The sequence below is a fragment of the Mesorhizobium sp. M0522 genome (assembly GCF_040321085.1).
In the GTDB taxonomy this organism is placed as follows: domain Bacteria; phylum Pseudomonadota; class Alphaproteobacteria; order Rhizobiales; family Rhizobiaceae; genus Mesorhizobium.
In genome coordinates, this window is record NZ_JAMYQW010000016.1 from 109203 (window position 1) to 133697 (window position 24495).

The 24495-nt window shown below is 61.8% G+C and carries 21 protein-coding genes and 1 riboswitch; of the genes, 5 read left to right on the forward strand and 16 right to left on the reverse strand.

The window, feature by feature from the left end:
• Positions 1–253 precede the first annotated feature (253 nt).
• Complete coding sequence (locus NKI58_RS18690) at positions 254–1300, reverse strand: DUF7146 domain-containing protein (RefSeq protein WP_352622878.1); 1047 nt, start codon at positions 1298–1300, stop codon at positions 254–256.
• Positions 1300–1611 carry a hypothetical protein gene (locus tag NKI58_RS18695; RefSeq protein WP_352592633.1) on the reverse strand — a complete coding sequence of 104 codons (312 nt, stop codon included), beginning with the start codon at positions 1609–1611 and terminating at the stop codon, positions 1300–1302. Before NKI58_RS18695 ends, NKI58_RS18690 begins: the two co-directional genes overlap by 1 nt.
• A 958-nt stretch (positions 1612–2569) precedes the next feature.
• Here NKI58_RS18695 and NKI58_RS18700 point away from each other — a divergent pair.
• Positions 2570–3841 carry a tyrosine-type recombinase/integrase gene (locus NKI58_RS18700; RefSeq protein WP_352622847.1) on the forward strand — a complete coding sequence of 424 codons (1272 nt, stop codon included), beginning with the start codon at positions 2570–2572 and terminating at the stop codon, positions 3839–3841.
• Between the two features lie 546 nt (positions 3842–4387).
• Here the strand turns inward: NKI58_RS18700 and NKI58_RS18705 are convergent.
• The 14 genes from NKI58_RS18705 to NKI58_RS18770 all read right to left on the reverse strand — a co-directional run bounded on the left by NKI58_RS18705 (position 4388) and on the right by NKI58_RS18770 (position 18991).
• On the reverse strand, positions 4388–5455 hold the full coding sequence (locus NKI58_RS18705; RefSeq protein WP_352592639.1) for an ABC transporter ATP-binding protein: 1068 nt from the start codon (positions 5453–5455) through the stop codon (positions 4388–4390).
• Complete coding sequence (locus NKI58_RS18710) at positions 5455–6243, reverse strand: ABC transporter permease (protein ID WP_352622846.1); 789 nt, start codon at positions 6241–6243, stop codon at positions 5455–5457. The genes NKI58_RS18705 and NKI58_RS18710 overlap by 1 nt, the downstream gene beginning before the upstream one ends.
• A complete protein-coding gene (locus NKI58_RS18715; protein ID WP_352622845.1) occupies positions 6243–7112 on the reverse strand; it encodes an ABC transporter permease in 870 nt (289 codons plus the stop codon). Before NKI58_RS18715 ends, NKI58_RS18710 begins: the two co-directional genes overlap by 1 nt.
• 67 nt (positions 7113–7179) lie before the next feature.
• On the reverse strand, positions 7180–8241 hold the full coding sequence (locus NKI58_RS18720) for an ABC transporter substrate-binding protein (protein ID WP_352592645.1): 1062 nt from the start codon (positions 8239–8241) through the stop codon (positions 7180–7182).
• A 39-nt stretch (positions 8242–8280) separates the two neighbouring features.
• Entirely contained in the window at positions 8281–9267 is a 987-nt protein-coding gene (locus NKI58_RS18725; protein WP_352592648.1) for a PfkB family carbohydrate kinase, read from the reverse strand.
• Positions 9264–10298, reverse strand: coding sequence for an ADP-ribosylglycohydrolase family protein (locus tag NKI58_RS18730; protein ID WP_352592650.1), 1035 nt, complete (start codon positions 10296–10298; stop codon positions 9264–9266). Before NKI58_RS18730 ends, NKI58_RS18725 begins: the two co-directional genes overlap by 4 nt.
• 27 nt (positions 10299–10325) lie before the next feature.
• The gene (locus tag NKI58_RS18735) at positions 10326–11051 is read right to left on the reverse strand and encodes a GntR family transcriptional regulator (RefSeq protein WP_352592653.1); all 726 of its coding nucleotides are present in this window, start codon (positions 11049–11051) and stop codon (positions 10326–10328) included.
• Between the two features lie 850 nt (positions 11052–11901).
• Positions 11902–12696: a hydroxymethylpyrimidine/phosphomethylpyrimidine kinase gene (locus NKI58_RS18740; RefSeq protein WP_352640790.1), complete on the reverse strand. Its 795-nt coding sequence runs from the start codon at positions 12694–12696 to the stop codon at positions 11902–11904.
• Positions 12666–13271, reverse strand: a complete 606-nt coding sequence (locus NKI58_RS18745; RefSeq protein ID WP_352596356.1) for a thiamine phosphate synthase — start codon at positions 13269–13271, stop codon at positions 12666–12668. Before NKI58_RS18745 ends, NKI58_RS18740 begins: the two co-directional genes overlap by 31 nt.
• Positions 13268–14041: a thiazole synthase gene (locus NKI58_RS18750; RefSeq protein WP_352853585.1), complete on the reverse strand. Its 774-nt coding sequence runs from the start codon at positions 14039–14041 to the stop codon at positions 13268–13270. Before NKI58_RS18750 ends, NKI58_RS18745 begins: the two co-directional genes overlap by 4 nt.
• A 2-nt stretch (positions 14042–14043) precedes the next feature.
• Positions 14044–14241 (reverse strand): sulfur carrier protein ThiS, encoded by a 198-nt coding sequence (thiS, locus tag NKI58_RS18755; RefSeq protein ID WP_023679205.1) that lies wholly within the window; start codon positions 14239–14241, stop codon positions 14044–14046.
• The gene (thiO, locus tag NKI58_RS18760) at positions 14210–15211 is read right to left on the reverse strand and encodes a glycine oxidase ThiO (protein ID WP_352853587.1); all 1002 of its coding nucleotides are present in this window, start codon (positions 15209–15211) and stop codon (positions 14210–14212) included. Before thiO ends, thiS begins: the two co-directional genes overlap by 32 nt.
• Entirely contained in the window at positions 15208–17043 is a 1836-nt protein-coding gene (gene thiC, locus NKI58_RS18765) for a phosphomethylpyrimidine synthase ThiC (RefSeq protein ID WP_352708177.1), read from the reverse strand. Before thiC ends, thiO begins: the two co-directional genes overlap by 4 nt.
• Before the next feature lie 104 nt (positions 17044–17147).
• Positions 17148–17264: riboswitch (TPP riboswitch) on the reverse strand.
• A 182-nt stretch (positions 17265–17446) separates the two neighbouring features.
• Positions 17447–18991, reverse strand: coding sequence for a Fic family protein (locus NKI58_RS18770; RefSeq protein WP_352596059.1), 1545 nt, complete (start codon positions 18989–18991; stop codon positions 17447–17449).
• A gap of 1151 nt (positions 18992–20142) precedes the next feature.
• On the opposite strand from NKI58_RS18770, the gene NKI58_RS18775 reads away from it, so the two are divergent.
• The 4 genes from NKI58_RS18775 to NKI58_RS18790 all read left to right on the forward strand — a co-directional run bounded on the left by NKI58_RS18775 (position 20143) and on the right by NKI58_RS18790 (position 23975).
• Complete coding sequence (locus NKI58_RS18775; protein WP_352596050.1) at positions 20143–20598, forward strand: YybH family protein; 456 nt, start codon at positions 20143–20145, stop codon at positions 20596–20598.
• A gap of 518 nt (positions 20599–21116) precedes the next feature.
• Positions 21117–23114 (forward strand): conjugal transfer protein TraG, encoded by a 1998-nt coding sequence (locus NKI58_RS18780; protein ID WP_352624550.1) that lies wholly within the window; start codon positions 21117–21119, stop codon positions 23112–23114.
• Positions 23098–23553, forward strand: coding sequence for a CopG family transcriptional regulator (locus tag NKI58_RS18785; RefSeq protein ID WP_502896939.1), 456 nt, complete (start codon positions 23098–23100; stop codon positions 23551–23553). The genes NKI58_RS18780 and NKI58_RS18785 overlap by 17 nt, the downstream gene beginning before the upstream one ends.
• Before the next feature lie 245 nt (positions 23554–23798).
• On the forward strand, positions 23799–23975 hold the full coding sequence (locus tag NKI58_RS18790; RefSeq protein ID WP_352708175.1) for a hypothetical protein: 177 nt from the start codon (positions 23799–23801) through the stop codon (positions 23973–23975).
• Positions 23976–24495 lie beyond the last annotated feature (520 nt).

Here is a 24495-nt window from a genome sequence, read left to right on the forward strand (position 1 = left end):
ACGGGACGGACCTGCACCCGCAGCGAAGCGAAGGGCCGGAGTGTCAGCGGAGGAGGGTGAAGGCCGGCTATTTTGCTTCGCGATGGAAAGCGCTCCCTTGGGGAGCGCGCCGGAAAATAGTCGGCCGGAGACATTGCGGGTCCGGGTCGTTTGCTGGCCGATCGCCCTCTGGAAGGCCCGCAGGCGCGGTTCTCTTCGACTTCAGGAGCATCCAAGTGATGCAAGCGACAGCGGACAGGCTGTTCGTTCCGAGTTATCCCGCCACTGCCATGAAACGGGCGATGTCCTGGGGGGCGAGCTGAACACGGACTGCTGCTCGAACGGCATCCACGCCTAGCGTACAGAGATCTTCGTTGAGGTCCCCAAGTGCCGGCGAGAGCACGACCGGCTCGATCCCGGCAGCATTCGCTCTTTCGATCAAGATGTCACGCACGCCGTTACCGGCTGGATCGGCGTCGCGCACGATGTAGAGCCGTCTCAGTGTGGGGGGGAACAGCATGGCAGCAAGATGGGCGGCCGAGAGTGCCGCTGCCATGGCCATATCGGGCAGGATGCACCGAAGCGACAAGACGGTCTCGATGCCTTCGCCGCCCGCCATGACGTCGCCCGGCGGGCCAAAGCGAACCGCGTGACCGAGAAGATCGCCCATCGCGCGCCTCGGCGTACCGACCGGTGCCTTGCCCCTGCCGGAAGGATCAAGCCATGTGCGATGTACGCCAGTCAAATGGCCGTCGAGATCGGTGACGGAAGCGATCATCGCCGGCCAGGTCTCAGTCGGCGCTTGTTCGTCGGGCCGGTAGTAGCAGCGCGGGTGAAAACGCAGACTTCCGGTCCCGTGCAAAGCGGCAATACTGCGGTTGTGCAGATACGCCTCTACGACCGTACCCGCAATCGGCTGCGACATCGCAAATAGCCGACGCGCTTTCTCCGACATTTCCGACGGCGCGGCCAGCAACTTCGACCGGATTGATGTCTGCTCTGGTTCGGGATGGGGTAGGCCGAGAAACGTTATTGCCTCATGGGCAACGTCCCTGAAGTCGCTCAAGCCGCGGCTTTCGCGGATGATATCGAGAAGATCGCCATACTCCCCGGTCGCCGCGTCAGTCCATTTGCCGGCTGCGCGCTTTCCGCTCTGCGAGCCGACGAGCCGCACGAACATCGAGCGACCCGGCGTGTTTCGGACATCGCCAACAAGCCAGTAGCGTCCCTCGCGATGTCCGCTCGAAAGATAGTGGCGACAAACCGCTTCGGCCTGTCGGCCCAGGCGGTGGGCCAGTTCGGACGCATCGTGTCGGGGCATCATGCATCCTCCCGCGTGTCGATGCGCTGATAGCGCTCCAGCAGCTTGCCCAGAATTGCGGGTTCGGGCGCCTGTGGCTCAGTGGGACTGGCCGACCCTGCGCGAATCTCGACGGCAAGGCGCTCGATGCAACCACTGGTCGTCTTGCGCACGATGAGGTGCGAGTGGGTCGTCACTTCAGCTACGAGGTCAGGTAGGTCCTCGATCCAGATGTCAGCCTTGACGCGGACCTGGGACATGGAGAACTCCACGTTCTTGAAGGCAATGTCTCGCGAGGACAGAAGGGTAATTTTCTGAGGGGTAGTCGCCATCGGGATGTACTCCGAGACGGGCAGTCGAGAGCCTCTCTCTCGACCTTCAAACTCGTCATGGAGATCCCGGCACTCCTCGTCCTCTTGTGCTTGGCAGCCAACCGAGGTTGTCGCGGGGTAGCAACTCAGTGACGGCGTTCCTGTTTACAAACGCGGCTGCAACATACAAACGTGCAGCAGTAGCGATTAAGGACCACAGCGCGGCGATGAACGACGAGCGGGGCCGGTCGCCCCATTGGAAGCATCTGCGTTCTTCATCACGCCTTCGGCGCTGTGGCGTGCGACACCGAGGGCATGCGGCTGAGTTCGAGAGCGAACAGAGCGCTTTTTGCGACGGGAAATCGATTTGGACGTGGTTGGTCATCACGGGCGGCCTGCCGCTAATCGTCGCCAGCAATGACGCTGCCAGCCAAGAAGCGAAGGAGATACTCCGCTGCCCTGCTCGCCTGAAGGCGGCGCGGCGCGCGCGGGCGTTGCGACGCAATAGGCCCTGCCGGCAGTATTGATACTGAAACGACGGTCGGATCCCTTTAGGAGTGTGTCTGGCCGGACTGGAAGCAGAGGCCAGCCATAGACTTGTTGCGCAACCACTCCGATTGACAGGTCGAAGGCGCCTCTTCGCCGCAGCACCTCCGGCGGGCGGTTTTCGCAGCCGGTTTTTTGGAGAAGAGTTCTCCGGCAGGACCATGTCCAGAACGGCGAGACAGGACGGAGTGCTCAACGAGGTCGGCGAACAGCTCGGACCTAAGAACTGCTGAGGACTTCTTATGAAAATCCCCGACCAATTCGACGAGACCACACCACTGCGCGTCGAAATCGCTGCGCGAATTGCCTTTCCCGACGGCTCGATGAGCGCAGCAGGCCTACGCAAGGAACGTGACGCCGGTCGACTTGAAACGGAGCTAATCGCCGGAAAGGAATACGTGAGCTTGATGGCAATCGCGAGGATGAGGGAACTATGCCGCGGACGTCGAAAGGGCCACGCCTGGTATGGCGTGACGAAAGCTGGAAAAAAGATGGAACGCGCCGAAACAAAGCTGGATGGTTTATCCGCGATGGATCCAGCTTCATCAGCGCTGGCGGCGGCGAAAAAGGCCGTCCAGGAACTGAAGCTGAAAAGGCGCTCGCCGCCTACATCGGAAGCAAATACCACCGAGCGCGGGGAGCCGAGGACGTCTTAATTGCCGATGTGGTCAACCTCTACCTTAAAGAGGTTGCACCGAAGCACGCGACACCAGAAGAGACGGCGGCTCGGCTGGACAAGGTCCTTGATTACTTCGGGGAAAAAACTCTCGCCGCCATCAATGGCAAACTCTGCCGCGAGTACATTGCGTCGCGCCCCACCGAAGCCGCGGCGCGCCGCCAACTCGAGGATCTTCGTGCCGCCATCAACTACTACCGCAAGGAGGGTTATACAACCGCCGCACCGGTCATCACCCTGCCAGACAAGGCCGCCGCCCGCGAACGCTGGTTGACCCGCAGTGAGGCGGCCGCACTGATCTGGGCAGCTTGGCGTATGAAGCAGACATGGAAGGGCCAAGAGAGCGGCCGGCGCACTGGGCGACATCTCGCGCGCTTCATCCTCGTCGCACTTTATACAGGAACGCGCTCGGCCGCAATCTGCGGTGCCGCCATGCGCCCAACGAAAGGGCGCGGTCATGTGGACCTAGACCGCGGTATCTTCTATCGCGGTGCCACCGGCACAAGGAAGACCAAGAAGCGCCAACCCCCTGTACCGTTGCCCGAGCGGCTGCTGGCGCACCTCCGGCGCTGGGCGCGCACTGATCTTCACATCGAGACCAAATCGGGCGGCAAAAGTGCGAACATCGGTCGCAAGATATCGCAGGATTTTGTCGTGGAATGGAATGGAAAGCCGGTGCAGTCGATAGACAAGAGCTTCAAGACGGCGCGCGAAATCGCCGGCCTAGGGCCCGACGTTACTCCGCACGTGTTCCGCCACACCGCGGCGACTTGGATGATGCAGGCCGGCACCGATATGTGGCAGGCTGCGGGCTTTCTTGGCATTACAGTGGATGTCCTGATCGAAACTTACGGCCATCATCATCCTAATTTCTTGGCAGACGCGGCCGAGAAGATCACGAAGAAGCCAGTTTTCTCCAAGTCGCCGCAAACCGTTCCGAGTATAACTCAAATCACAAGGCACAAACGCGGTGTGCTCATCCCACAGGTTTCCCACAGAAACGGCGAAAGGAAACGCGACCAGTCGTGAGCGAACGTGGCGAAGGAGCCCAGGAACAATAACGACTTGCTGGTAAATCTACATCGTTCGGGACGATGGGATCGCACGTTCAAAGCTGCCATCCGCACCCCGCTCAAAGGTCTACTCCGGCTCCCCAGGGCGCGTGCTCGCAGCCGTGCCTTGGATCGGTTTGCCGGGTCCCGAAAGCGACATTGAATGTGGGAGGATTAGAGGCAAAGATCGTGATGCCTGGCTTGACGGAGGCTTGTCTTCGAGGCCAATGAATCGCACCTGGCCAAATCTCAAAACAGCAGCAAACGGCGCACTAGCCGCAAGCCCGGCGCACCGCTTCTGAGTGAAACTATCAATCGGCAAGACCTTGGCGATGCCAACCATGTCGTTGTCCATCCCATTGCCGGGATCGGTTGCTCCGGGCCGCAAGACCACCAAAAAATTGCGATGGTCTCGTAGGGGGGACGTATCGGCGTTTCTGGCGCGGACCTCAACCAGGAGGTCGCAATCTTTTGCCATCACAAAAGCCCCATCTGAGTCGGTCAGTGGTGTATCTCTGGCCTGCTACCCCGCGACGATCAAGACGGTGCTTTCCGGCGACCAACGCAGCACGACATCCTGACCTTCCGCCAGCCTGACAGCGCCGGTGTTCTGCACAATCACCTTGAGCGTCTGGCCAGCACGCTCGACAAAGTAGGTGCTGCTATTTCCGGCGAAGATGCGCTTCGATACCTGGCCTCGCAGCAGATTCCCGTTGGCCGTATCCGGAGCCTCGGCATCGGTGAAGATGCGGATGCGTTCGGGCCGCACGGCGCAGCTTGCCTTGGCCCCAGCGGCAAGCTTGGTACCGGAGCCGACGGCAATCGCTGTGCCGTCCGGCAGCCGGATGCCGTTGCCCGTGCTGTCGCCGCGAAGGATGTTGGCGTCGCCCAGGAAGGTAGCGGCAAACTCACTCGTCGGCCGATCGTAGATCTCCTCGGGCGGGCCTTCCTGCACCAGCTTGCCATCGCGCAGAATGCCGATACGGTCGCTCATCGTCAGCGCTTCTTCCTGATCGTGGGTGACGAAGATGGTGGTGATGCCGATCTCGCGCTGGATGCGCTTGAGCTCGATCTGCATGTCGACCCGCAGCGCCTTGTCCAACGCCCCGAGCGGCTCGTCGAGCAACAACACGCGCGGCCGGATGACGATCGCGCGAGCGAGCGCCACCCGTTGGCGCTGGCCGCCGGACAGCTGGTGCGGCCGTCGGCCGCCGAGCCTGCTGAGCTGCACGAGGTCGAGTGCTCGCTGCACCTCGCTGGCAATCACCGCCTTTTGCTCGCCGCGCACCGACAAGCCGAAGGCGATATTGTCGGAGACGCTCATATTGGGAAACAGGGCGTAGTTCTGGAACACCATGCCGATGCGCCGTTTTTCGACCGGCACCCGTTCGACGCTCTCACCACCTATGGTGATGCGACCGGAATCGGGAAAGTCGAAGCCCGCGATTTGTCGCAGCAGCGTGGTCTTGCCGCTGCCTGACGGCCCGAGCAGGGCATAGAAGCCGCCATCGGCGAAATCGATAGACACATCGTCCAGCGCCTTGTGGGCACCGAAAGCGCGCGACACGTTCGCTACTTGGACGCCAGCCATTACTTCTCTCCGCCGAATTTGAAGAAGCGCGCCGTCAGCAGCATCAGTGCCATCGACACGACAATGATGATCGTCGAGACCGCATTGATCTCGGGGGTGAATCCCTTGCGGATCGCGGCGTAGATTTCGACCGGCAGCGTCGTCTGGCCGGGCGTCGACAAGAAGTAGGATACGACGAACTGGTCGAAGGACACGGCGAAGGCGAACAGCCCGCCGGCAATGACGCCCGGCATGATCCAGGGCAGCGTGACGCGGTTCGTCAACTGCCATTGATTGGCGCCGAGCGAGCGCGCCGCCTCTTCCAGCTCGTGCGCGAAGGTCTGCAGTCGGGCCGACACGACGACAATGACGTAGGGAAGTGCAAGCGCGACGTGGCCAAGCAGGATAGCGAACAGGCCGCGCCCAATGCCGACGCCGAAGAAGAAGATCAACATCGCCGTGCCGGTTATCAGCCACGGAATGGCGATTGGCGGAAACAGCAGCGCCTGCAGGAATTTCTTGCCGCGAAACTCATAGCGGTAGAGCGCAAGTGACGCCGCCGAGCCAAGCACGACGCAGATGATGGTAGTGATGACTGCGATTTCGACACTGTTCCAGGTGGCTGAGATAAGCTGGTCGTTCTGCCACAGCGAGACATACCATTCCGTCGTCCATTCGAACGGCAGCTGGTAGAAGGGCGAAACGTTGAAAGACATTAGCGCCATGATGATGATGGGCACATAGAGGAAGGCGAGCAATAGCCAGATGTAGAGGCGGCCGAGCCATTCGAGAACACGTGTCGTCGCCATCACGTAGCCCTCCGCAGCACCGGCGAGGCAACCGCCAGGATGACCAGCACGACGGCCAACAGGATAAAGGAGAGCGCAGCACCCAGCGGCCAGTTGAACACGGCGACGAACTGGTCCTCGATGACAGTGCCGTAAAAGGTGCCGGTACGGCCGCCGAGGATGCGCGGTTCCATGAACGAACCAACAACCGGGACGAAGACGAGCGCTGCGCCCGCCACCAGCCCCGGCATCGACAGCGGAATGATGACTCGATTCAGCACCTGCAGCCGCGAGGCGCCGAGCGAGCGCCCGGCCTCGATCAGCGAGTCATCGATGGCCTGCAGGGTCAAGTAGCACGTCAGCACCATGTAAGGCACGTAGGAGTGCACCAGCCCGATGATGACGGCCGGATAGGAATAGATAAGATCAATGTTGATCTTGAACGGCAGGACGGCGTTGAGCGCAGTGTCGAGGATGCCGCCTTCACGCAGCACCATCGCCCAGGAGAAGATGCGCACCAGCCCGTTCGACCAGAACGGCAGGATGACGAGCAGGAAAATCGCCTCTCGGCTGCGGCCTTTCAGCACCTTAGCCAGCACATAAGCGGCGGGATAACCGATGACGATGCACCACAGCGTCACCTCGAGGCCGAGGCGCAGCGAGGCCAAAAGCAATGTCAGATAAAGGCTTTGTGAAAAAAAGGCGGCATAGTTTTCGAGCGTGAACGCCCACGGCTTTCCCGACAGCGGCAGGTCGGTCATGAAGGAGAAGAAGACCATGGCTGAGAGCGGCAGGAAGATCGCAACCGTCAGCCAGAGATAGGCAGGCGCCAGCAGCGGCAAGGCCGATCTCAATCCGCTGCGCGACGCGGCCGCAACCTGTGCTGCCATGACATCCTCCTCCCAGGATGGGAAGCATCAGCCGACATGGATGGTCGGCTGATCCCGGCTTCTGCTGTTACTTCACGTCGACCTTGAGCTGCTGCCAGAGCGACAGATAGGTTTCGCGCTGGGCGTCTGTGATCGGCGCCTGGAACTGAATGCGCTTGGCGACTGCCGGGTCACCCATCACCTTGCGGTTGAACGCATCGCCGGGAAGTGCTTCTACAGCCTTGGTGTTGGCGGATACCGGGGCTCCGACCTTGGTGACCCATTCGACATAGAACTTCGGGTCGATCATGTAGTTGATGAAGGCCTCGGCGCCGGCGACATTCTTGGAACCGACCGGAATGGAGAAGGCGTCGAGCCAGGCGACAGCGCCCTCCTGCGGGATCACGAGCGAGACCGGCAGCTTGAAATGGGTCTTGGCGCGGTCGGCCGAGCCGCTCCAATAGGTGCCGATGTCGATCTGGTTAGAGGCAGCCATCTGGTTCCAGTCGTTTTCCGAGCTCCAGAACGTCTTGATCTGCGGCATCAGCGAGGTGAGCTTCGCCTTGACCGCCTCGATATCCTTGATGTCGTTGATGTTCTGGCCGGTGGCAATGGCGCCGAACTGAACCGCCTCGACGGCATCATCACGGATGGTGACGCGGCCCTTGTGAGCGGGATCCCACATTTCGGCGATGCTCGTCGGCGGCTTGTCGAAGGATTTTTCATTGATGGCGAGCGCCGTCAGGCCCCAGACCCACGGCACGCCATAGACCTTGCCGTCATGGACGAGCATCGGCGATCCGGCCTTGTCCTTGCTGATGTCGGGAAAGTTCGGCAGCTTGGACGTGTCGATCGGCTGGATCAGCTTTTCCGCCATCGCCTGGTCGTTGAAGGCGGCGTTGATCATGACGACATCGTAAAGGCCGGGATTGGTCCTGAGCTTGGTCAGCATCTCCTGTTCGGAATTGAAAAAATCGTTGACGACCTTGCTGCCGGTCGCCTTCTCAAAGGCTTCGATGGCCCACGGCTCGTCGGCGCCGTAGCCCTTCCAGTTGAGTACGTGCACCTCGTCGGCCTTGGCGGCAAATGCGAGTGCGGAGGTGAAGACGGCGGTCGCCGTCAGCAGGGCAGTCAAGTCGGGCATGCGCATGTTCGTTCCTCTCTGTGTTTGCCCGCTTCCCGGGCTTTGTCAGGCTGTCGGGCGTTTGGCCTCTTGCTTCCGGCCATGGAGGCCGATCGGCGGACCGCCGGCATGGCTTAGGAATGTCTGGATCTCGTGGTCGGTCGGCGCTGATGAACCACCGTGGCGGGTGACGGAAATGGCCGCCGCCGCATTGGCGTAGCGCGCTGCTTCAAAAGGCGGCGCGCCGCGCGCCAGCGCACTGACGAAAGCGCCGATATGGGTGTCGCCGGCGCCATTGGTGTCGATGGCGTCGACCTCGAAGCCGGCACTCGTTTGCGCCGAGCCATCGGCCAGCCGTATGTGGCAGCCTTTCGCTCCGGCGCGAATAACGACGCCGACGGCCTTCGGGGAGTGGTCGCTAAGAAGCCGTGACGCGAGTGTCTCGACGTCGCCCGGACCGGCAATCGCGGCCGCTTCCATCCTGTTGCAGCTCAACCAGGTGGTGCGGGCGAGTATCCGAGGCAGGATAGGGCGGGGAATGTCGACGACGACAGGTGTCGGGTCGAGGACAAGCGGTGTGTCGGCCGGAAGTGCCTCGATCCAGTCGACAAGCGCGTCTCGGCTTCCCGGATAGCTAAGCGTATAGCCGGAGGTGAACACCCAATCCCCCGGGGCGACCGAGACGGGCGCCATCATGTCAAGGCTGAGCAAGCTCTCCGCACCAGGCCACGAGACGAAGGTGCGCTCGGCATCGCTGCTGATCATGGCGACGCAATTGCCGCTGTCCATGATGGGCGATGGCGTCGTCAGTGTCTCGATCCCCTCGCTGGCTAAGGCCGCGCGCAGGAAGTCGCCGTTGGGTCCGCTGCCGAGCTGGCCGCCGAACACCACCTTCATGCCGGTGCGGCTGGCCGCGACCATCATGTTGAAGCCGCCGCCGGCGACTTGCGTATAGCTCGACGCCGTCTTCTCCGTACCCGGCGCCGGCAAGGCGTCGATGCGGTAGACATAGTCGACCACCGCGCTGCCGACATGGACGACACGCCCACTCATATCGCCGCATCCTTGCCGGGACCCGTCCTGTCGGCACGGCGCTTGGATATACGGGCCGCAACAAGGTCGGCGGTGAGCGCGCCAACCGCCGCAATGTCGATGCCCTTGAGGTCTGCAATGCGGTTCTGAGGCAGTCGGGAAAAGCCGGTGCAGGCGCCGGCCATGCCGGTCGCGATGGCGCCGATCGTATCGGTGTCGCCACCGAGATTGGCACTGATGACCGCCGCTTGCCAGGGATCATCGCCGGCGACTTCCAGCACGGCGAATGCAGCCGGAACGGACTCCTGACTGGCGACGCCGGTGCCGACCAGATCGGTGATCAGCCGGATCGCGTCCTTCGTCGCCTTGCCGCGCACAAGCTCCTGCGCCCACCCAATGCGGGCGGCAATGTCACCGCCGGTCACCCAATAGCCGAGTGCTGCTCCGCACCTCGCCGCGGCGATGGCGCTGTCGGAAGCGGCGCGCCAGTCGCCGCCGGCGACGCCGCAGCTGACGGCCGCCGCAACGGCGGCTGCGGCCGCAATGGCAACCGAGGTGTTGTGCGTGGCCCGGCAGGTCTCGGCAACTTTGGCGACCAGCGCGTCCAGCGGCTCTGGCGGCATCATGATGCCGACCGGCGCAATGCGCATGGCCGCACCATTTGTGTCGCCGCTGCGCCCCGCTTCCTCGGCCGGCACGCCATTGTTGATGGCGTCGATGGCGCGTTTGGTCGATGGTCCCAGCAGATCGTAGCTGCCGCGCGCTTTGACGTCGCGCTCCCAGTCGAGCAGCGCGTTGACCCACCGCGCATGATCGAAGCGGTTACCGGATTCGACCAGGATACGGCCAAGCAGAAGCGCCTGTTCGGTGTCGTCGGTGATCGTTCCAGCGGGAAGCCCCTTCGACACCGGATGGTCGGCGAAAGGAGCAATGAAGCCCTCTACATGGGCGTAGAGTTCGGCAATCCGGGCCGGCGACAAAAGCTGCGTCGGCATGCCCAGCGCATCCCCCAGTGCCCCGCCGACAAGCGCCCCCATGGCCCGATCAGTCATATTCCCGGTGTTGTCGTCCGGCATCACTCAGAACCTCATATGCAGCGCAAAATGCGCCGGGTTGAGCAGGCTGGTCACATATTCGATCGGCCGGTCATCGGCGGCGCGGGTCAACCGGCGACCGCGAAGGAACGGCGTGCCTTGCGGGCAACCGAGGATTGCAGAGTCCTCGGCGTTGAGCATTTCGATGCCGACCCATTCCTCGCCATGGTCGGGAATGAGGCCGGCGCCGCGCAGCGTCTGGTGCAGCGAGCCTTCGCGCAGCCCGCGTAACGGCACGTCCTCCAGTTCCGGCGACAATGGCAGGCGGCTGCGCTCGATGGAGATGGCGTGGCCGTCGCTGGCATTGGTGCGCACCCGGTCGACAGCGATGAAAAACGGGTTTTCTATACCAAGCCGTGCGGCAAGATCGGGATCCTCGATCACCTCGAGCCGCAGCGTCCGCGTCTCTGCATTGGCGCCGGCATTGGCGAGCGCCCGCGACCAACCGATGGAGTCATCAACGGGCTTGCCATCGAAGGTGACGAAAGAGCCGATGCCGACTTTGGTGGTGATCAGCCCGCGGCTGGACAGTTCCTCGAGGCCTTTGCGGACGGTGTTGCGGCTGACGGAGAAACGATGGACGAGCTCGTTCTCGCTTTGCAGCCGGTCGCCGAAGCCGAGAACACCGGAGCGGATTTCATGTTCGAGAACGGTGGCGATCTGTTCGGGCTTGCCCGTGCCGGGAGACAGTTGAACCGAGCGTCGCTTCATATGGGTACCTGTTCAGTGAGCCTGTATAATCCTGTTCATATCACGGCAGGCTTGTCAACGAGTGCCGCATGGAGCTGCTATCGGGCTTGATTAGGCGTCGCGACGAGCAGTCGCCGGTTCCGTCGTCGTGGGACCTGGCGTCCAGCGCCAGCTCCGCATCATCGGCAACATAGCGGGCGTTGCGGTAGTCGCGAATGAAGCTGATCCGACCTTCACACCACTCGAGCCACATAAAGTGGTTGGGTTCGCGTCGGCTCGGTCTCGAACACCGCGATCACCTCCCGGCCCTCGTGCCAAGCCGGCTTGAGCCACACGCCCTCGCTCTTAACGTGGTGAAGAACCTGCTGACGTCTGCTGAGCCTGAGCGAAGCGGATGCAAGGACGGATGAAGCTTCACTGTTTTTCGAAGCCGATAATCCCTTGAATGACAGGGATGGCCTGCATCGCTTGAGCACACCGGCGGTGACGATGAAATGGCCGTAAGACGGACAATGTTCATTCATTGTCGGAGGCAGTTCGTGATCCCGAGTCCGGTTCAACAGGACGGCCTAAGGAGCGTCAGCCTAGCGCCGCCGCAGCCGAGACGCGGGATCGACCGCTCCCGTCGAGGGGCGTCGTTTAGCAGGAGCTCGCGACCAAGGTGAATTCCAGGATCACAGTCGGATGTGGGGAAAGGATGCCACACAACGCACTAGATACGGCGCACGACGGCCGCCTCGCCATCGTTGATCTCGCGGTCGCCGCCTGGCGAGGGCGTCAAACTACTCCTGTCGAGTGAGGTGAATTAGGAGGGGAAATTACCAGCCCGGACCCGCGAGAGGCAGGCGTGTCTTTCGAGAGTTGGAAAATCTTACAAGTTTCGTCGGTCTGCTGCATTCTTCTTAAACATGGCCAAGACAAGCCGCTTGCTTTCGCGCACACTGTCTTCGAGCGGCTTCGCCTTCGCCAGATGCGCCGCAATCGCGCTAGCCAGCATGCAACCCGTCCCGCGCATTGATGCGACAAGACGAGGTGCGTCGAAGCGGATTGGTTCTTGATCGGAACGCAACAGAATATCGGTTGATCGAGGTCCTGATGCATGGCCCCCTTTGATCAGCAGGCCCGGCACGCCGGCTGCCAGCAATTTCCGTCCCAGTCTCACCGCGTCGCTCTCGTCGGCTGGCGGTTCCGCACCAACAAGGACCGCCAGCTCGAGGAGATTGGGGGTCACAAGGCAGCAAAGCGGCATCAGATCGCGCCTCATGGCAGCGATGGCACCTGCTTCCAGAAGCCCCCGGCCGGAGCTCGAGGCCAGCACCGGATCGAGCACTGCCGGCACCTGCGGATTTTCGCGTAGCACAGCCGCGACGGCAACGACGATCTCGGCCGTTGCGAGCATGCCGATCTTAATTACCGCCACCTTGTTGGCCTGCAGCGCGGCGCGCATCTGATCGGCCACAAGATCGGGCTGCGAAGGATGGATTTCCATCACGGCTTCGTGCGTCTGCACCGTCAGCGCTGTGACAGCCAGGCAGGTGCGCACGCCAATGGAAGCGATCGTCTCGATATCGCGTGCAATTCCAGCCCCACCGCTGGAGTCTGATCCGCCGACCACGAGCACATGCGGTTCTCGACTCAGCGCCATGGCTTTGTCTTTTCGATCCATTCTCGCGTGCGCGCTTCGGGATCGGCATTCAACGTGATGTCGGTGACCACCGCCGCGCTGTCCGCACCAGCCTCGAAGACACCGTCGAGCCGGTCGGGGTTGAGGCCGCCTATTGCGACCAATGGGATCGGTGCGACCCGGCGCTTCCACTCGCTGATCCGTTCGAGCCCTTGCGGCGCCCATTTCATCTGCTTCAGGATGGTGGGATAGATGGGGCCGAGCGCGATATAGTCGGGCTCGGCAGCGATAGCCGTTTCCAGTTCGAGATGATCGTGCGTGCTGAGCCCGAGCTTCAATCCGGCGTACTTAATCGCCAGCAGGTCGGCCGCAGCCAAATCCTCTTGGCCGAGATGGACGAAGTCGCAGCCTTCCTCGATTGCCGTGCGCCAATGGTCGTTGACGATCAGTTGGCAACCATGGACCGCGCAGACGCCGTTCGCGCGGCGGATTTCCGTCCGCAACGTGGCCTCGTCCCTATCCTTGATGCGCAACTGAACCAGCTTGACGCCAAGCGGCACCAGCCGTTCGATCCAGGCGGCGCTGTCGACGATCAGGTAGAAGGGGTCGAGCTTCATGAAAAAACTGCCCTGCCAATTGTCGGCGTCGACGGCACGGCGACGTCGCGCGGTTCGAGCATTCCCGAGTTGAAAGCTTCACGACCGGCCTCGACCGCCTTGCCGAACGCACGCGCCATGCCGACCGGATCGGCCGCCTTGGCGACCGCGGTGTTCAGGAGTACGGCGTCAAAGCCGAGCTCCATGACGGTTGCCGCGTGCGACGGCCGTCCGAGCCCCGCATCCACGATCAGCGGAACGCCTGGGAAATGTCCGCGCATCGAGCGCAGCGCCGTGATGTTGATCGGTCCGAGAGCGGAACCGATCGGCGCGCACCACGGCATCAAGACCTTGCAGCCCGCCGCAAGCAGCCGCTCGGCAACGACAAGGTCGTCGGTAGTATAGGGGAATACAGCAAAACCGTCCTCGCACAGGATGCGGGCGGCTTCGACCAGACCGAACACATCCGGCTGCAGGGTGTCGTGGTTGCCGATCACTTCGAGCTTGACCCAGCTCGTACCGAAGACTTCGCGCGCCATTTTCGCAGTCGTGACCGCTTCCTTGACGGAGTGGCAGCCAGCAGTGTTGGGCAGGATTCTGACGCCGAGCGAGCGGATCAACGACCAGAATTTTTCGCCGGCCCTGCCGCCTGCCATTTCACGGCGCAAGGAGACGGTCAGCACCGACGTGCCCGACGCCTTGACCGCATCGGAAAGGATAGCCGGCGAAGGATATTGAGCCGTGCCGAGAAGCAGGCGGGAGGGAAGCGTCGTCCCGAGAAGATCGAACATGGCTAGCCTCCCTGCATGGGCGAGAGGATTTCGATCCGGTCGCCGTCGTTCAATTGGAATTCCGCCCGGCTGGCTTTGTGCACGAGGTCGTTGTTGACGGCGGTCGCGAGCCAATCGCCCTCATAGTCAAGCGCGGCAAGCAGCTCGGCCAGCGTGGTGGCGGCAACCTCATGCACTTTGCCGTTGACCATCAGTTTCATGAGCAAGCTCCTTGGTTCCGTCTTGATTGAAAACCAGGTCGGCAGCCTGGCGCGCCATGGCGGGAGCCAGGAGAAAACCGTGACGATAGAGCCCGTTGATCGCGATGATCTCACCGTTCGTTTCGGCGCGCGGCAAATTGTCGGGAAAGGCTGGACGGACGCCAACACCGGTTTCAACGATCTCGGCCTCGCCAAAGGCCGGATGGAGGGCATAGGCGGTACCCAGCAGCTCCAACATGGAGCGCGCCGTAACCGGTCCGGCGGACTGGCTTTCAATCATCGTCGCACCAACCATGAAACGGTGGTCGGTGCGCGGCACTGCATAGAGTGGAAAGCGCGGATGCAGCAGCCTGACCGGGCGCGACAGCGAGGTATCAGGGGTGCGCAGGATGAGCATTTCGCCGCGAACGCCGCGCAACCTGTCATCGGCGGCTGCCATTCCCGTGCAATCGATCTGACGATCGAAACCAAAAACATGCTGGGCGTCGGCGCCGAAGTGGAATTCGACACCCATGGCCGCGAGCTTGTCATGAAGCGCTGCCATCGCCTGGCGCGGATCGAGATGGCCCTCATCGGGAAAGAGCAATCCGCGGCGGAAGCGGCCGGCTAAGTCGGGCTCCAGCAAGGCAATTTCATCTTCCTCGACGCGCCGATAGCCCGTCGTGCGGCTGGCGAACCGGTCGAGCTCGCCCGCATCGCGCGGCGCGGCCACGACCAGCGTTCCGGTCCGCGTCACCTGGCCGGGCGTTGCGGCATCCCACCAGTCGGCGGCACCGCGCCCGAGATCCAGCACCGGCTGCTCGGCGCTTTCGCGCTCGCACCATGGCGCCAACATGCCGCCGGCGAACCACGACGCATTGCCCCCAAGGCCAGGCCTTGTCTCGGCAACGGAAACCGCCGCGCCGCGTGCGGCGAGCTCGAAGGCGGCGGTGAGGCCGGCAACGCCGGCCCCTTTGACCAGCACCTTCATGATGGCTCATGCGCCTGTGGCGAAAGCGGTGCGCCGGTCTCGTCCGCCGGCACGTAGAGATCGCCGCCCTCGCGGTATTTCGCCGCCATCGCCGCCATGCCCTCCTTCTGCGCTTCGGCGCGGATGTCGTGGGAAATTCGCATCGAGCAGAATTTCGGTCCGCACATCGAGCAGAAATGCGCCAGCTTGTGCGCCTCCTTGGGCAAGGTTTGATCGTGGAAGGACCGCGCTGTTTCGGGATCGAGCGACAGGTTGAACTGGTCCTCCCAGCGGAACTCGAATCTGGCCCGCGACAGCGCGTCGTCGCGGATCTTCGCCGCCGGGTGACCCTTCGCCAGGTCGGCGGCATGCGCCGCGATCTTGTAGGTGATCACGCCGGTCTTGACGTCGTTGCGATCGGGAAGGCCGAGATGTTCCTTGGGCGTGACGTAGCAGAGCATGGCGGTGCCGAACCAACCGATCATCGCCGCGCCGATGCCGGAGGTGATGTGGTCGTAGCCCGGCGCGATGTCGGTCGTCAGCGGGCCAAGCGTATAGAACGGCGCCTCGCCGCAAACGGCGAGTTGCTTGTCCATGTTCTGCTTGATCTTGTGCATCGGCACGTGGCCAGGCCCCTCGATCATCACCTGGCAATCCTTCGCCCAGGCGATCTTCGTCAGCTCGCCAAGCGTTTCCAGCTCGGCGAACTGCGCCGCATCGTTGGCATCGGCGATCGAGCCGGGACGAAGGCCGTCGCCGAGCGAGAAGGAGACGTCATAGGCGCGGCAGATGTCGCAGATCTCCGCGAAGTGCTCGTAGAGGAAGCTTTCCCGGTGATGGTGCAGGCACCATTTTGCCATGATCGAGCCGCCGCGCGAGACGATACCCGTGACCCGGTCAACGGTCAGTGGGATGTAATGCAGCCGCACGCCGGCATGGATGGTGAAATAGTCAACGCCCTGTTCGGCCTGTTCGATCAGCGTGTCGCGGTACACCTCCCAGGTCAGATCCTCGGCAATGCCGCCAACCTTCTCGAGCGCCTGGTAGAGCGGCACCGTGCCGATCGGCACCGGCGAGTTGCGGACGATCCAGTCGCGGATGTTGTGGATGTTGCGGCCGGTCGACAGGTCCATCACCGTATCGGCGCCCCAGCGGATCGCCCAGACCATCTTTTCGACCTCTTCGGCCATCGAGGAGGTGACAGCGGAGTTGCCGATATTGGCATTGATCTTGACCAGGAAATTGCGGCCGATGATCATCGGCTCGCTCTCTGGGTGGTTAATGTTGGCGGGAATGATTGCGCGTCCGCGCGCCACCTCATCACGCACGAAATCCGGCGTGACGAAATCGGGCAGTGTCGCGCCGAAAGCCTCGCCGTCGCGCTCAAGCTTGCCGTGCAGGATCTCGCGACCAAGGTTCTCGCGGATGGCGGCGAACTCCATTTCGGGTGTGATGATGCCGGCGCGCGCATAGGTAAGCTGAGTCACCGCCTTGCCTGACTTGGCCCTCAGCGGCCGGTTACGGACTGGAAACTCCGGCGTCAGGCGCTCGCCTGCGGCGAATCCGTTGTCTTCCGGCCGCACGTGGCGGCCGTCATAGGCTTCGACATCGCCCCGCGCCGTAATCCATTCGTGGCGAAGCCGGGCAAGGCCGTTTTCGATGCTGGTTTCGACAGTCGGGTCTGTATAGGGGCCGGACGGATCGTAGACGGTGACGGGCGGTTCGCCGGCCGTCGGATGGACGGAGATTTCGCGCATCGGTACCCTGATCTGCGGGTGGATGGCACCGGGCTTGTGGATTTTTCGTGAGGCGGGCAGCGGTCCCGTCGAGACGGCGGGGGTGAGGGCATTCATCTTGAGGCTCCTTTGCTCGTTGCATTGGAGACCCAGTTCTGTGCCGGGAGGATGAAAAGACGCTTCTGTCGACCTGCCGAAACAGGATCTCGGGCGTAAACTCCCGCAAAGCGCTTGCACCGTCCCTACGCCAGTATGAACTGGATCAGGTTCAACGGGTCACTGCGCCGCGAATGCCAGCAGTATCTCAGCCCCTTGCCGGGACTCCCCTGGTGAATGCGTGAGGTTGGACGGGACGGCTCCGGTTTGTCAAGCGCGTTCTGGCCGCGGCTGATCGGCCGCCGGTCAGACCGTGCGGAAAAAATCGTGCATGTCTCGGCGACAAGTCAAGCGTCGGAGATGAAGGCAGGGACAAGGGAATCGCAAACCGTCGGACTAAAAATCGATCCTGATGATCACACCTTCAATGGGGACCAAAGGTTTGCGCGTAGATCGCCTCGATTCTTCCTACCTCGTCATTGGTCAGCGCGGCGAATTCCTTTTCGCGCGCGCGGTTCGATAGATGTCCATCATTCTGGTGAAGAAAACGGAAGAGCAGATCGATCAACCGCTCGGGCATGTCGATAAAGGCGTCCACCTGCTGCCGGAACTGATCGTAGCGCTGCAGAAATGCGGTTTCCTCGGGAAGGTCCCGTTCGATCGTCCGCTGAACGCAGGCATAGAGGAATTCGGCGTGCGGGGTTGCATCGAAGAACCGGTAGAAATCACCGGTGTCATTCAGCACCCGGACGTTGAATTGCGGCGTCGGTTCCCATTCCACCAACGGCAGAAGGCGCTGCGAATAGCTCTCGAGCACGCCCCTGTACTCGTTGATCTGGTCCAGGATCGCGGCCGAGACGGGAAAGACAACTCCCGGCGGATTGAAGCCGCGCATGGCAAGGACGTGGTGGATTAGGTAGCGGTGAATGCGGCCGTTTCCGTCCTCGAACGGGTGAATGTAGACAAAGCCGAAGGCGAGGATTGCGGCGGCTACGACTGCATCAAGGTTTTGCGCGGGGCCCTGATCGAACGCCGCCATTCCATCAATTAGCCGCGGCAGGTCCTCGGGCCGAGCGCTGATGTGATCGGGCAAGGGCGTGCCGTTGTCTCGGTCATGCTCACCGACGAAACCTCCTTCTTTTCGGAAGCCAAGTCTTACGAAACGGGCGTCGCCAAGTACAATTCTTTGCAGACGCAGCAGCTCATCGCGATTGATCGGCCAGCGGCCGGATTCGCCGATGGCGCGGCCCCAGCGCTGGATGCGATCTTGCGGCGGGTGCTCGCCCTCGATCGCATAGCTTGATCGCGAGTCTTTGAGCAAAAGAAAGGCGGCGGTCCGAGCAAGAAGGTCGCGCGGCACGTCCGCTACGATTGCCTCCGCGCGCCGCGGTAGTTCAAGGCCGATGAATTTTTCGAGAATCTTGGTGCGGAACACCAGAGGGCAGAACTCACGCGTGCCGGGGAGATTGTCCCTTACGCGGTAGCGCGAAGCGGTCTTGTCGGGTCCCGGCCACTGCAGCTCGGGATCGACAACCGGAATGTATCGTCCGGCCTTCGCGTCCGGCAGATCGATACGCGCGCCCCTCAGCCATTCATATAAAAACCAGATGCGTCGGGCATAACTGCCGGTCGGGCTTTCACGGACCAGCGCCTCGATCGGCGCGGGACCGGTCACTTGGAACAGCCGCTTGAGGACGGCAAGGTTCAGTCCCTCGTACTTGAGCGCAAAGGTCAGGTGGCCTTCGAGGGTAGGATTTGGGGCATGGCGGGGGGTCATGATCCGCCAGCCATCCCGTTCGGTAATGCGATGATGCTCGCCCGTGGCGAACAACCTACGGGGCAAGGGCACGGCGAGCCTGTAGGCTCCGATCAGGGCGCTGTACCCGGCCGGGGTCGCCGTTTCAGGAAGGCGGATTTCCTGAAAAACGGTAACAGGACCTGAAAATTGGTGCTGTTGCACCGCAGGCATGAAAAGCGAATCCTTCCATCGAATTTTGGTTAGTTCGAGCCAAAACCTATGAAAAATGACCCTATCCCATGAAAATTGATGCCACAAGACAAATTTTCCGAAAACCGATTCTAAGACGGTGCTGAAGTCGATCAAGCAAGAACTCCGCCACCGGCTCAAGGAAGCGACTTCAGACAAAAAGGTGAGTCCAGGAACCGCCATTCGCCCGTCTGTTAGTCACGAGGCCGGCACGGATGGCCCGCCTTACGTCGAGCCGGATTGCTCGAGGAGCAGCGCGCCGTTCGGGGCTCACTCATAGAGCGCTCCGGCGCGCGATCCCGATTTGATAGCCGCGATCACGCTCGCGACTGATCTTGGTGACGTGGCGGCGTCGGAGTAGAAAAGTGATGCAGGATCTCGGTGGCGTCGTGTGTGTGTGTGTGTGTGACCTGAAATGAGTTCTCTACGGTATGGGGGGCGGCACGCAGCGCGCGCGTCTTCTCGGCAAACAGATCGACGAAGCGGCACCGAAGGGAAGTTCCCGGCATTCATTCTCGCCATCGCTGCCCCAATTTGCCGACCGGACTGCCGATCGATCTCGGCCAATACCTTGCGCGCGCAAGGGCCGAAGCTGAACTGGGCGGCACCTGCTCATTCGGGAGCTAACTCATGCTTGGCGCGCTAGCCCGAGAGAGCTGTGCCTGATCGAATGCGTGAAATCGTAGCTCGGGGTGGAGAGGCTGACGCGGTCATCTGTCACCCGCCTTCGGGCTGTAACGGAAAGCGCGACATCGTCTCCAATGCTCGTTCCCCACGTCGAGGGCCCAGCGGCTTGGCTGCGGGGGGACTGTCAGCTAGTGGCCGCTGGGCCTTGACGACCAGCGAGCGTAAGAGGAGGCCCTGTGCTGGCTGACGAAAACTTGCGAGCAAAGCCGCGGAAAAGCATCATTCGAACGAATTCTTTCGTCGAGACGAGGAGGCAGTGAGCGGTAGCCGCCGCTTTGAAGCTCTCCGGCAGCTGCTACGCTGGTCGTTCAGAGGGTCGCAGCTGCGCTTGCGCCGTCATATCAGATAAGTCTAATATAATCCGCGCCTGGCCATCGAACGCCGCGGCGCCCTCGGGTCGGCGCTATTCATCGGGTGGGCATGTCGGGCACGCAAGGGAGGACGAAATGAGACTGGTTCAGTCATTTGCATTTGCTGCTGTGCTGCTTCTTTCGTCTGCATTGTCTGCGGCCCCCCACTCGGCTCGTGAGGACATCGAAGCGGCGTTGGTAAAATTCATGGACGCCTTCAACAGCGGAAACGCAGCAGCGGTAGGTCAAATGTATACCGACGATGCCGCCCTGCTGCCACCCGACGGCAAACGCATCGATGACCGCAAGGGCGTGGAAGAATTCTGGCAGGGCGCAATCAAGGCCGGGATGAAGAATCTCACCCTGAAGGCGCTGGAAGTGGAAGGGAGCGGGAATCTCGCCTACGAAGTTGGCGCATTTACGCTCAGTGTGCCGAGCAAAGGCGGTGCCCCTTCCACCGTTGCGGGCAAGTACATTGTCGTTTGGAAAAAAGGGGACGACGGGACATGGCGCCTGCATCGGGACATCTGGAACTTAGGTGCGGCCGAATAGATTCCGCGACCCGTGAGGCCGGCGCGGCTTGCAACAGTTCCAACGAAAGTCCATGGCAATAGTTGATGTGACTGAATTGATTAACAAAATTGAACAGACTTGATGGGTCTGCTCATCGAGTCGGCTCTGGATCTATCGCGCTACCGATCAGGGAGGCGGTAAGATTCGAGCTCAGCACAACGGCTGACCACCACTTGCCGGGACTAGAGTGTTCTCCGGCTCGGCGCGCCGCTGAGGACTCTTGTTCATTTGGTCATGCGCAATCCGTGGTTCCCCAAGAACCCGTCCATCTCGTCGAATGCCATCTGAGCCGAGACAACTAACTATCATTGGGCAAGTAGCGGCTCAACGGCTCCAGAAGAAAGCAGCCCCCCTATGCTCGTTCAACATTCGAGATCGCATCGGGCAAGTCTTTCCACGTCCGGGTACGCCATGCTGCTTCGACCGCCCCTTTTTTCTTGCGAATTTAGGAATTCGAGCTTTTCGGTTGTTCCGATCATCCATTTGGGAAACGACCGATGCCGGCAAGCAAGGTTTTATGGGGCCAGATCCTCACCGCCTTTCTGATCGTCGTCGCGACAACATGGGGAGCAACACAGTGGACGGCAGGGCGGCTCGGCTTTCAAAGCCAACTCGGTCCGCCGTGGTTCGAATTGGCTGGACAGCCCGTTTACCCGCCGCCAGCCTTTTTCTGGTGGTGGTTTTTCTACGACGCCTACGCGCCGAAGGTCTTCCTGGAGGGCGCGGCGATTGCGGCGAGCGGAAGCCTCATGGCTATCGTCGCAGCGATCGGGATGTCGCTGTGGCGGGCGCGCGAGGCAAAGGATACCACGACTTACGGCTCGGCGCGCTGGGCGACGCGAGACGAAATCAAGGCCGCTGGGATGATCGGTCAGGATGGGGTGATCCTGGGTATGTTGGGCCGACACTATCTGCGCCACGACGGTCCGGAACACGTGCTATGTTTCGCACCGACCCGAAGCGGCAAAGGCGTCGGCCTGGTCGTACCGTCACTACTGACCTGGCCGGGTTCGGCAATCGTCCACGACATCAAAGGCGAAAACTGGGAACTGACGGCCGGATGGCGGGCTCGTTTCGGCCAGGTGCTTCTGTTCGACCCGACCAATGCTGGATCCGCAGCCTACAATCCTCTGCTGGAGGTGCGACGGGGCGAGTGGGAAGTTCGAGATGTGCAGAACGTGGCGGATGTCCTGGTCGACCCAGAAGGCACATTGGAACGCCGCAACCACTGGGAGAAGACCAGCCATGCGTTGCTGGTCGGCGCAATACTGCACGTGCTCTATGCGGAGAAAGACAAGACCCTCGCAGGCGTGGCGAACTTCCTTTCCGATCCAGAGCGGCCAATCGAGGCAACGCTGCGCGCCATGATGCTGACGCGGCATTTGGGTGATGCAGGCCCGCATCCCGTCGTGGCGTCGGCTGCTCGGGAACTGCTTAACAAGTCCGAGAACGAGCGTTCCGGCGTGCTCTCGACGGCCATGAGTTTTCTGGGCCTCTACCGCGATCCAGTTGTGGCCAAGGTGACGTCATGCTGTGACTGGCGGATCGCAGACCTTGTCGAGGAGGCACGGCCGACGACGCTCTATCTGGTCGTGCCGCCATCGGACATCAGTCGCACAAAGCCGCTGATGCGACTCGTGCTTAACCAGATCGGCCGCAGGCTCGCCGAAGATCTTCACGCGAAGGATCACCGGCAGCGTCTTTTGATGCTGCTGGACGAGTTTCCCGCGCTCGGCAGGCTCGATTTCTTCGAAAGCGCGCTGGCCTTCATGGCCGGGTATGGCATCAAGTCGTTCCTGATTGCACAATCGCTCAATCAGATCGAGAAGGCCTACGGACCGAACAATTCCATCCTCGACAATTGTCATGTGCGGGTGAGCTTCGCCACGAATGACGAGAGGACGGCCAAGCGCGTCTCAGACTCTCTGGGGACCGCGACCGAGTTGCGCGCCATGAAAAACTATGCGGGGCACAGATTGTCGCCCTGGCTCGGGCATCTGATGGTGTCGCGGCAGGAAACGGCGCGTGCACTGATGACGCCGGGCGAGATCATGCAGCTGCCGCCTACCGAGGCGATCATTATGATCTCGGGCCAGTTCCCAATCCGTGCGAAGAAGGCACGCTACTTTGCCGACCCGCGTCTTGCCGAGCGTGTCTTGCCGCCACCAAGGACCGGAGGGACAACGCAGAACGCTCGCTCTGACGACTGGACCAACACGACACTTCTTGCTGAGCCGGAAGGCAAATCTCGCAAGCTGAGGCTTGCCAGGGATCAGCAGGACGAGGATCCGGCCAATGGCGGCATTCGCCGCCAGCCCGAGCTTCCCGAACACGAAGACATCGCGCCGGAACGAACGCCACGCTGCGACGATGAGTTCGACCTCGACAGGGACGAGCCCGACGATGACGCCGTTCGTCGCCGCAGTGTCGATCAAGCCATGAGACGCGCAGCTCGTCAGGCCGCCCTTGACCCCAATGATGGCATTGAGCTTTGAGCGCATGAAGAACGCCAAGAAAAAACGTCTCTCTGCCTATCTTGATCCTGACGTGATGAACGCGCTGGCAGACTACGCGGAGCGGCGCGAGGCCTCGCTGTCACTGGTTGCCGAGGCTGCGCTCGCGTCGTTCCTGTCGCCGGATGCCGAAGAGCGAAAGCAAGCCGCGATCACTCGACGCCTCGACCAGATCGATCGACGTGTGCAGCGTGTCGAACGCGACGTCGGAATTGCTATTGAGACGCTCGCATTGTTCGTCCGGTTTTGGCTCAATTCGACCCCAGCCTTGCCGGAATCCGCTCAGGCCGAAGCCCGCGCGAAGGGTTTGCAGCGCTACGACAATTTCGTCGATGCGCTCGGTCGCCGGCTCAGCAAAGGACCAAGGCTCAGGCAAGAAATAGCCGACGATGTCCCGCCAGCGCCGCCAGCGACTGGATGACCTGCCGGCAAGACAGTGCGCTTCAACAGCCCAACCCCAGTGCCCGATTTCCGAGCTATTTTGCGCAGCTGATGCCCATCAGATCACCTTTCATCGGAGCGGCGGGCCTCGGCAAGGTTATTGCCAGCGAAACCGGACATCGGGCCACGATCGATGCCCAGGGCTTCTTCTTAGGCGCAGTAACTTTGAAATAAATCCTGCCGGCAGGCGTTCCAGCATGGCGGGCGGCGTTGCCGGAGGACCCAATGCCCGACGAATACAATGACATCGTCATCCCCCAAGACCACGATGCATCGCCACTTCGGGAGGAGGAGTATTTCGTCCTCTGCCCGGCGTGCGGCCAGGCGTTCGACATCAGGTGTATGGCAGAGGCGCTTCATCACAACGACCTGGGCCACGAGCCCTACGACCTTGACTCGTAGGCAGTTACCGACGAACGTCGAGCCTGGTCGAGACCCACACCGAGGGTAAGTTCTCGCTCATCTGGCCGGCGTTGCCGTCTGATCGGCTTACAACGAATCCCCGTCGCAAGGGCGGAGCTTCGCCGGCGCGCTATGTCGTGACAGATACCTTGCGGCCTTTCAGCGACGACTTGATTGCCGATGCGGTCGCGGCCGTCACCGACGGGGTTGTTGACCCAGGGGAGGGCGCTTACTCCACCGCAACCATGTCGCCCAGTTCCGTCGCGACGCTCCGAAGCAGACCTGTTGCCGGCATCGGGGTCCGGGACGAACATGTGATCTCCATAATGGGTACGAGCCGGAGCCCATCGCGATTGAAACTGCTGACCGGCGATCAGGCGCTCGTTGCAGAGAAAGATTACGATCGATCGCGATGCCCGCGTTGCCTTCACCCGAAATGTTGCTGGGCGCCTCCTTCGACAGCGCGCACATGCGACACGTCCTGGCCGGGCGCGCCGCCTGTTGCCGAGAGCGACGATCG

Coding starts and splice junctions, on each gene's coding strand:
- NKI58_RS18780 (WP_352624550.1), top strand. CDS start 21,117: ATGCCGGCAAGCAAGGTTTTATGGGGCCAGATCCTCACCGCCTTTCTG.
- NKI58_RS18705 (WP_352592639.1), bottom strand. CDS start 5,455: ATGGCTGGCGTCCAAGTAGCGAACGTGTCGCGCGCTTTCGGTGCCCAC.
- NKI58_RS18735 (WP_352592653.1), bottom strand. CDS start 11,051: ATGAAGCGACGCTCGGTTCAACTGTCTCCCGGCACGGGCAAGCCCGAA.
- NKI58_RS18785 (WP_502896939.1), top strand. CDS start 23,098: ATGGCATTGAGCTTTGAGCGCATGAAGAACGCCAAGAAAAAACGTCTC.
- NKI58_RS18730 (WP_352592650.1), bottom strand. CDS start 10,298: ATGACTGATCGGGCCATGGGGGCGCTTGTCGGCGGGGCACTGGGGGAT.
- thiC (WP_352708177.1), bottom strand. CDS start 17,043: ATGAATGCCCTCACCCCCGCCGTCTCGACGGGACCGCTGCCCGCCTCA.
- NKI58_RS18750 (WP_352853585.1), bottom strand. CDS start 14,041: ATGTTCGATCTTCTCGGGACGACGCTTCCCTCCCGCCTGCTTCTCGGC.
- NKI58_RS18745 (WP_352596356.1), bottom strand. CDS start 13,271: ATGAAGCTCGACCCCTTCTACCTGATCGTCGACAGCGCCGCCTGGATC.
- NKI58_RS18740 (WP_352640790.1), bottom strand. CDS start 12,696: ATGGATCGAAAAGACAAAGCCATGGCGCTGAGTCGAGAACCGCATGTG.
- NKI58_RS18770 (WP_352596059.1), bottom strand. CDS start 18,991: ATGCCTGCGGTGCAACAGCACCAATTTTCAGGTCCTGTTACCGTTTTT.
- thiS (WP_023679205.1), bottom strand. CDS start 14,241: ATGAAACTGATGGTCAACGGCAAAGTGCATGAGGTTGCCGCCACCACG.
- NKI58_RS18690 (WP_352622878.1), bottom strand. CDS start 1,300: ATGCCCCGACACGATGCGTCCGAACTGGCCCACCGCCTGGGCCGACAG.
- NKI58_RS18775 (WP_352596050.1), top strand. CDS start 20,143: ATGAGACTGGTTCAGTCATTTGCATTTGCTGCTGTGCTGCTTCTTTCG.
- thiO (WP_352853587.1), bottom strand. CDS start 15,211: ATGAAGGTGCTGGTCAAAGGGGCCGGCGTTGCCGGCCTCACCGCCGCC.
- NKI58_RS18790 (WP_352708175.1), top strand. CDS start 23,799: ATGCCCGACGAATACAATGACATCGTCATCCCCCAAGACCACGATGCA.
- NKI58_RS18695 (WP_352592633.1), bottom strand. CDS start 1,611: ATGGCGACTACCCCTCAGAAAATTACCCTTCTGTCCTCGCGAGACATT.
- NKI58_RS18710 (WP_352622846.1), bottom strand. CDS start 6,243: ATGGCGACGACACGTGTTCTCGAATGGCTCGGCCGCCTCTACATCTGG.
- NKI58_RS18700 (WP_352622847.1), top strand. CDS start 2,570: ATGCCGCGGACGTCGAAAGGGCCACGCCTGGTATGGCGTGACGAAAGC.
- NKI58_RS18715 (WP_352622845.1), bottom strand. CDS start 7,112: ATGGCAGCACAGGTTGCGGCCGCGTCGCGCAGCGGATTGAGATCGGCC.
- NKI58_RS18725 (WP_352592648.1), bottom strand. CDS start 9,267: ATGAGTGGGCGTGTCGTCCATGTCGGCAGCGCGGTGGTCGACTATGTC.
- NKI58_RS18720 (WP_352592645.1), bottom strand. CDS start 8,241: ATGCGCATGCCCGACTTGACTGCCCTGCTGACGGCGACCGCCGTCTTC.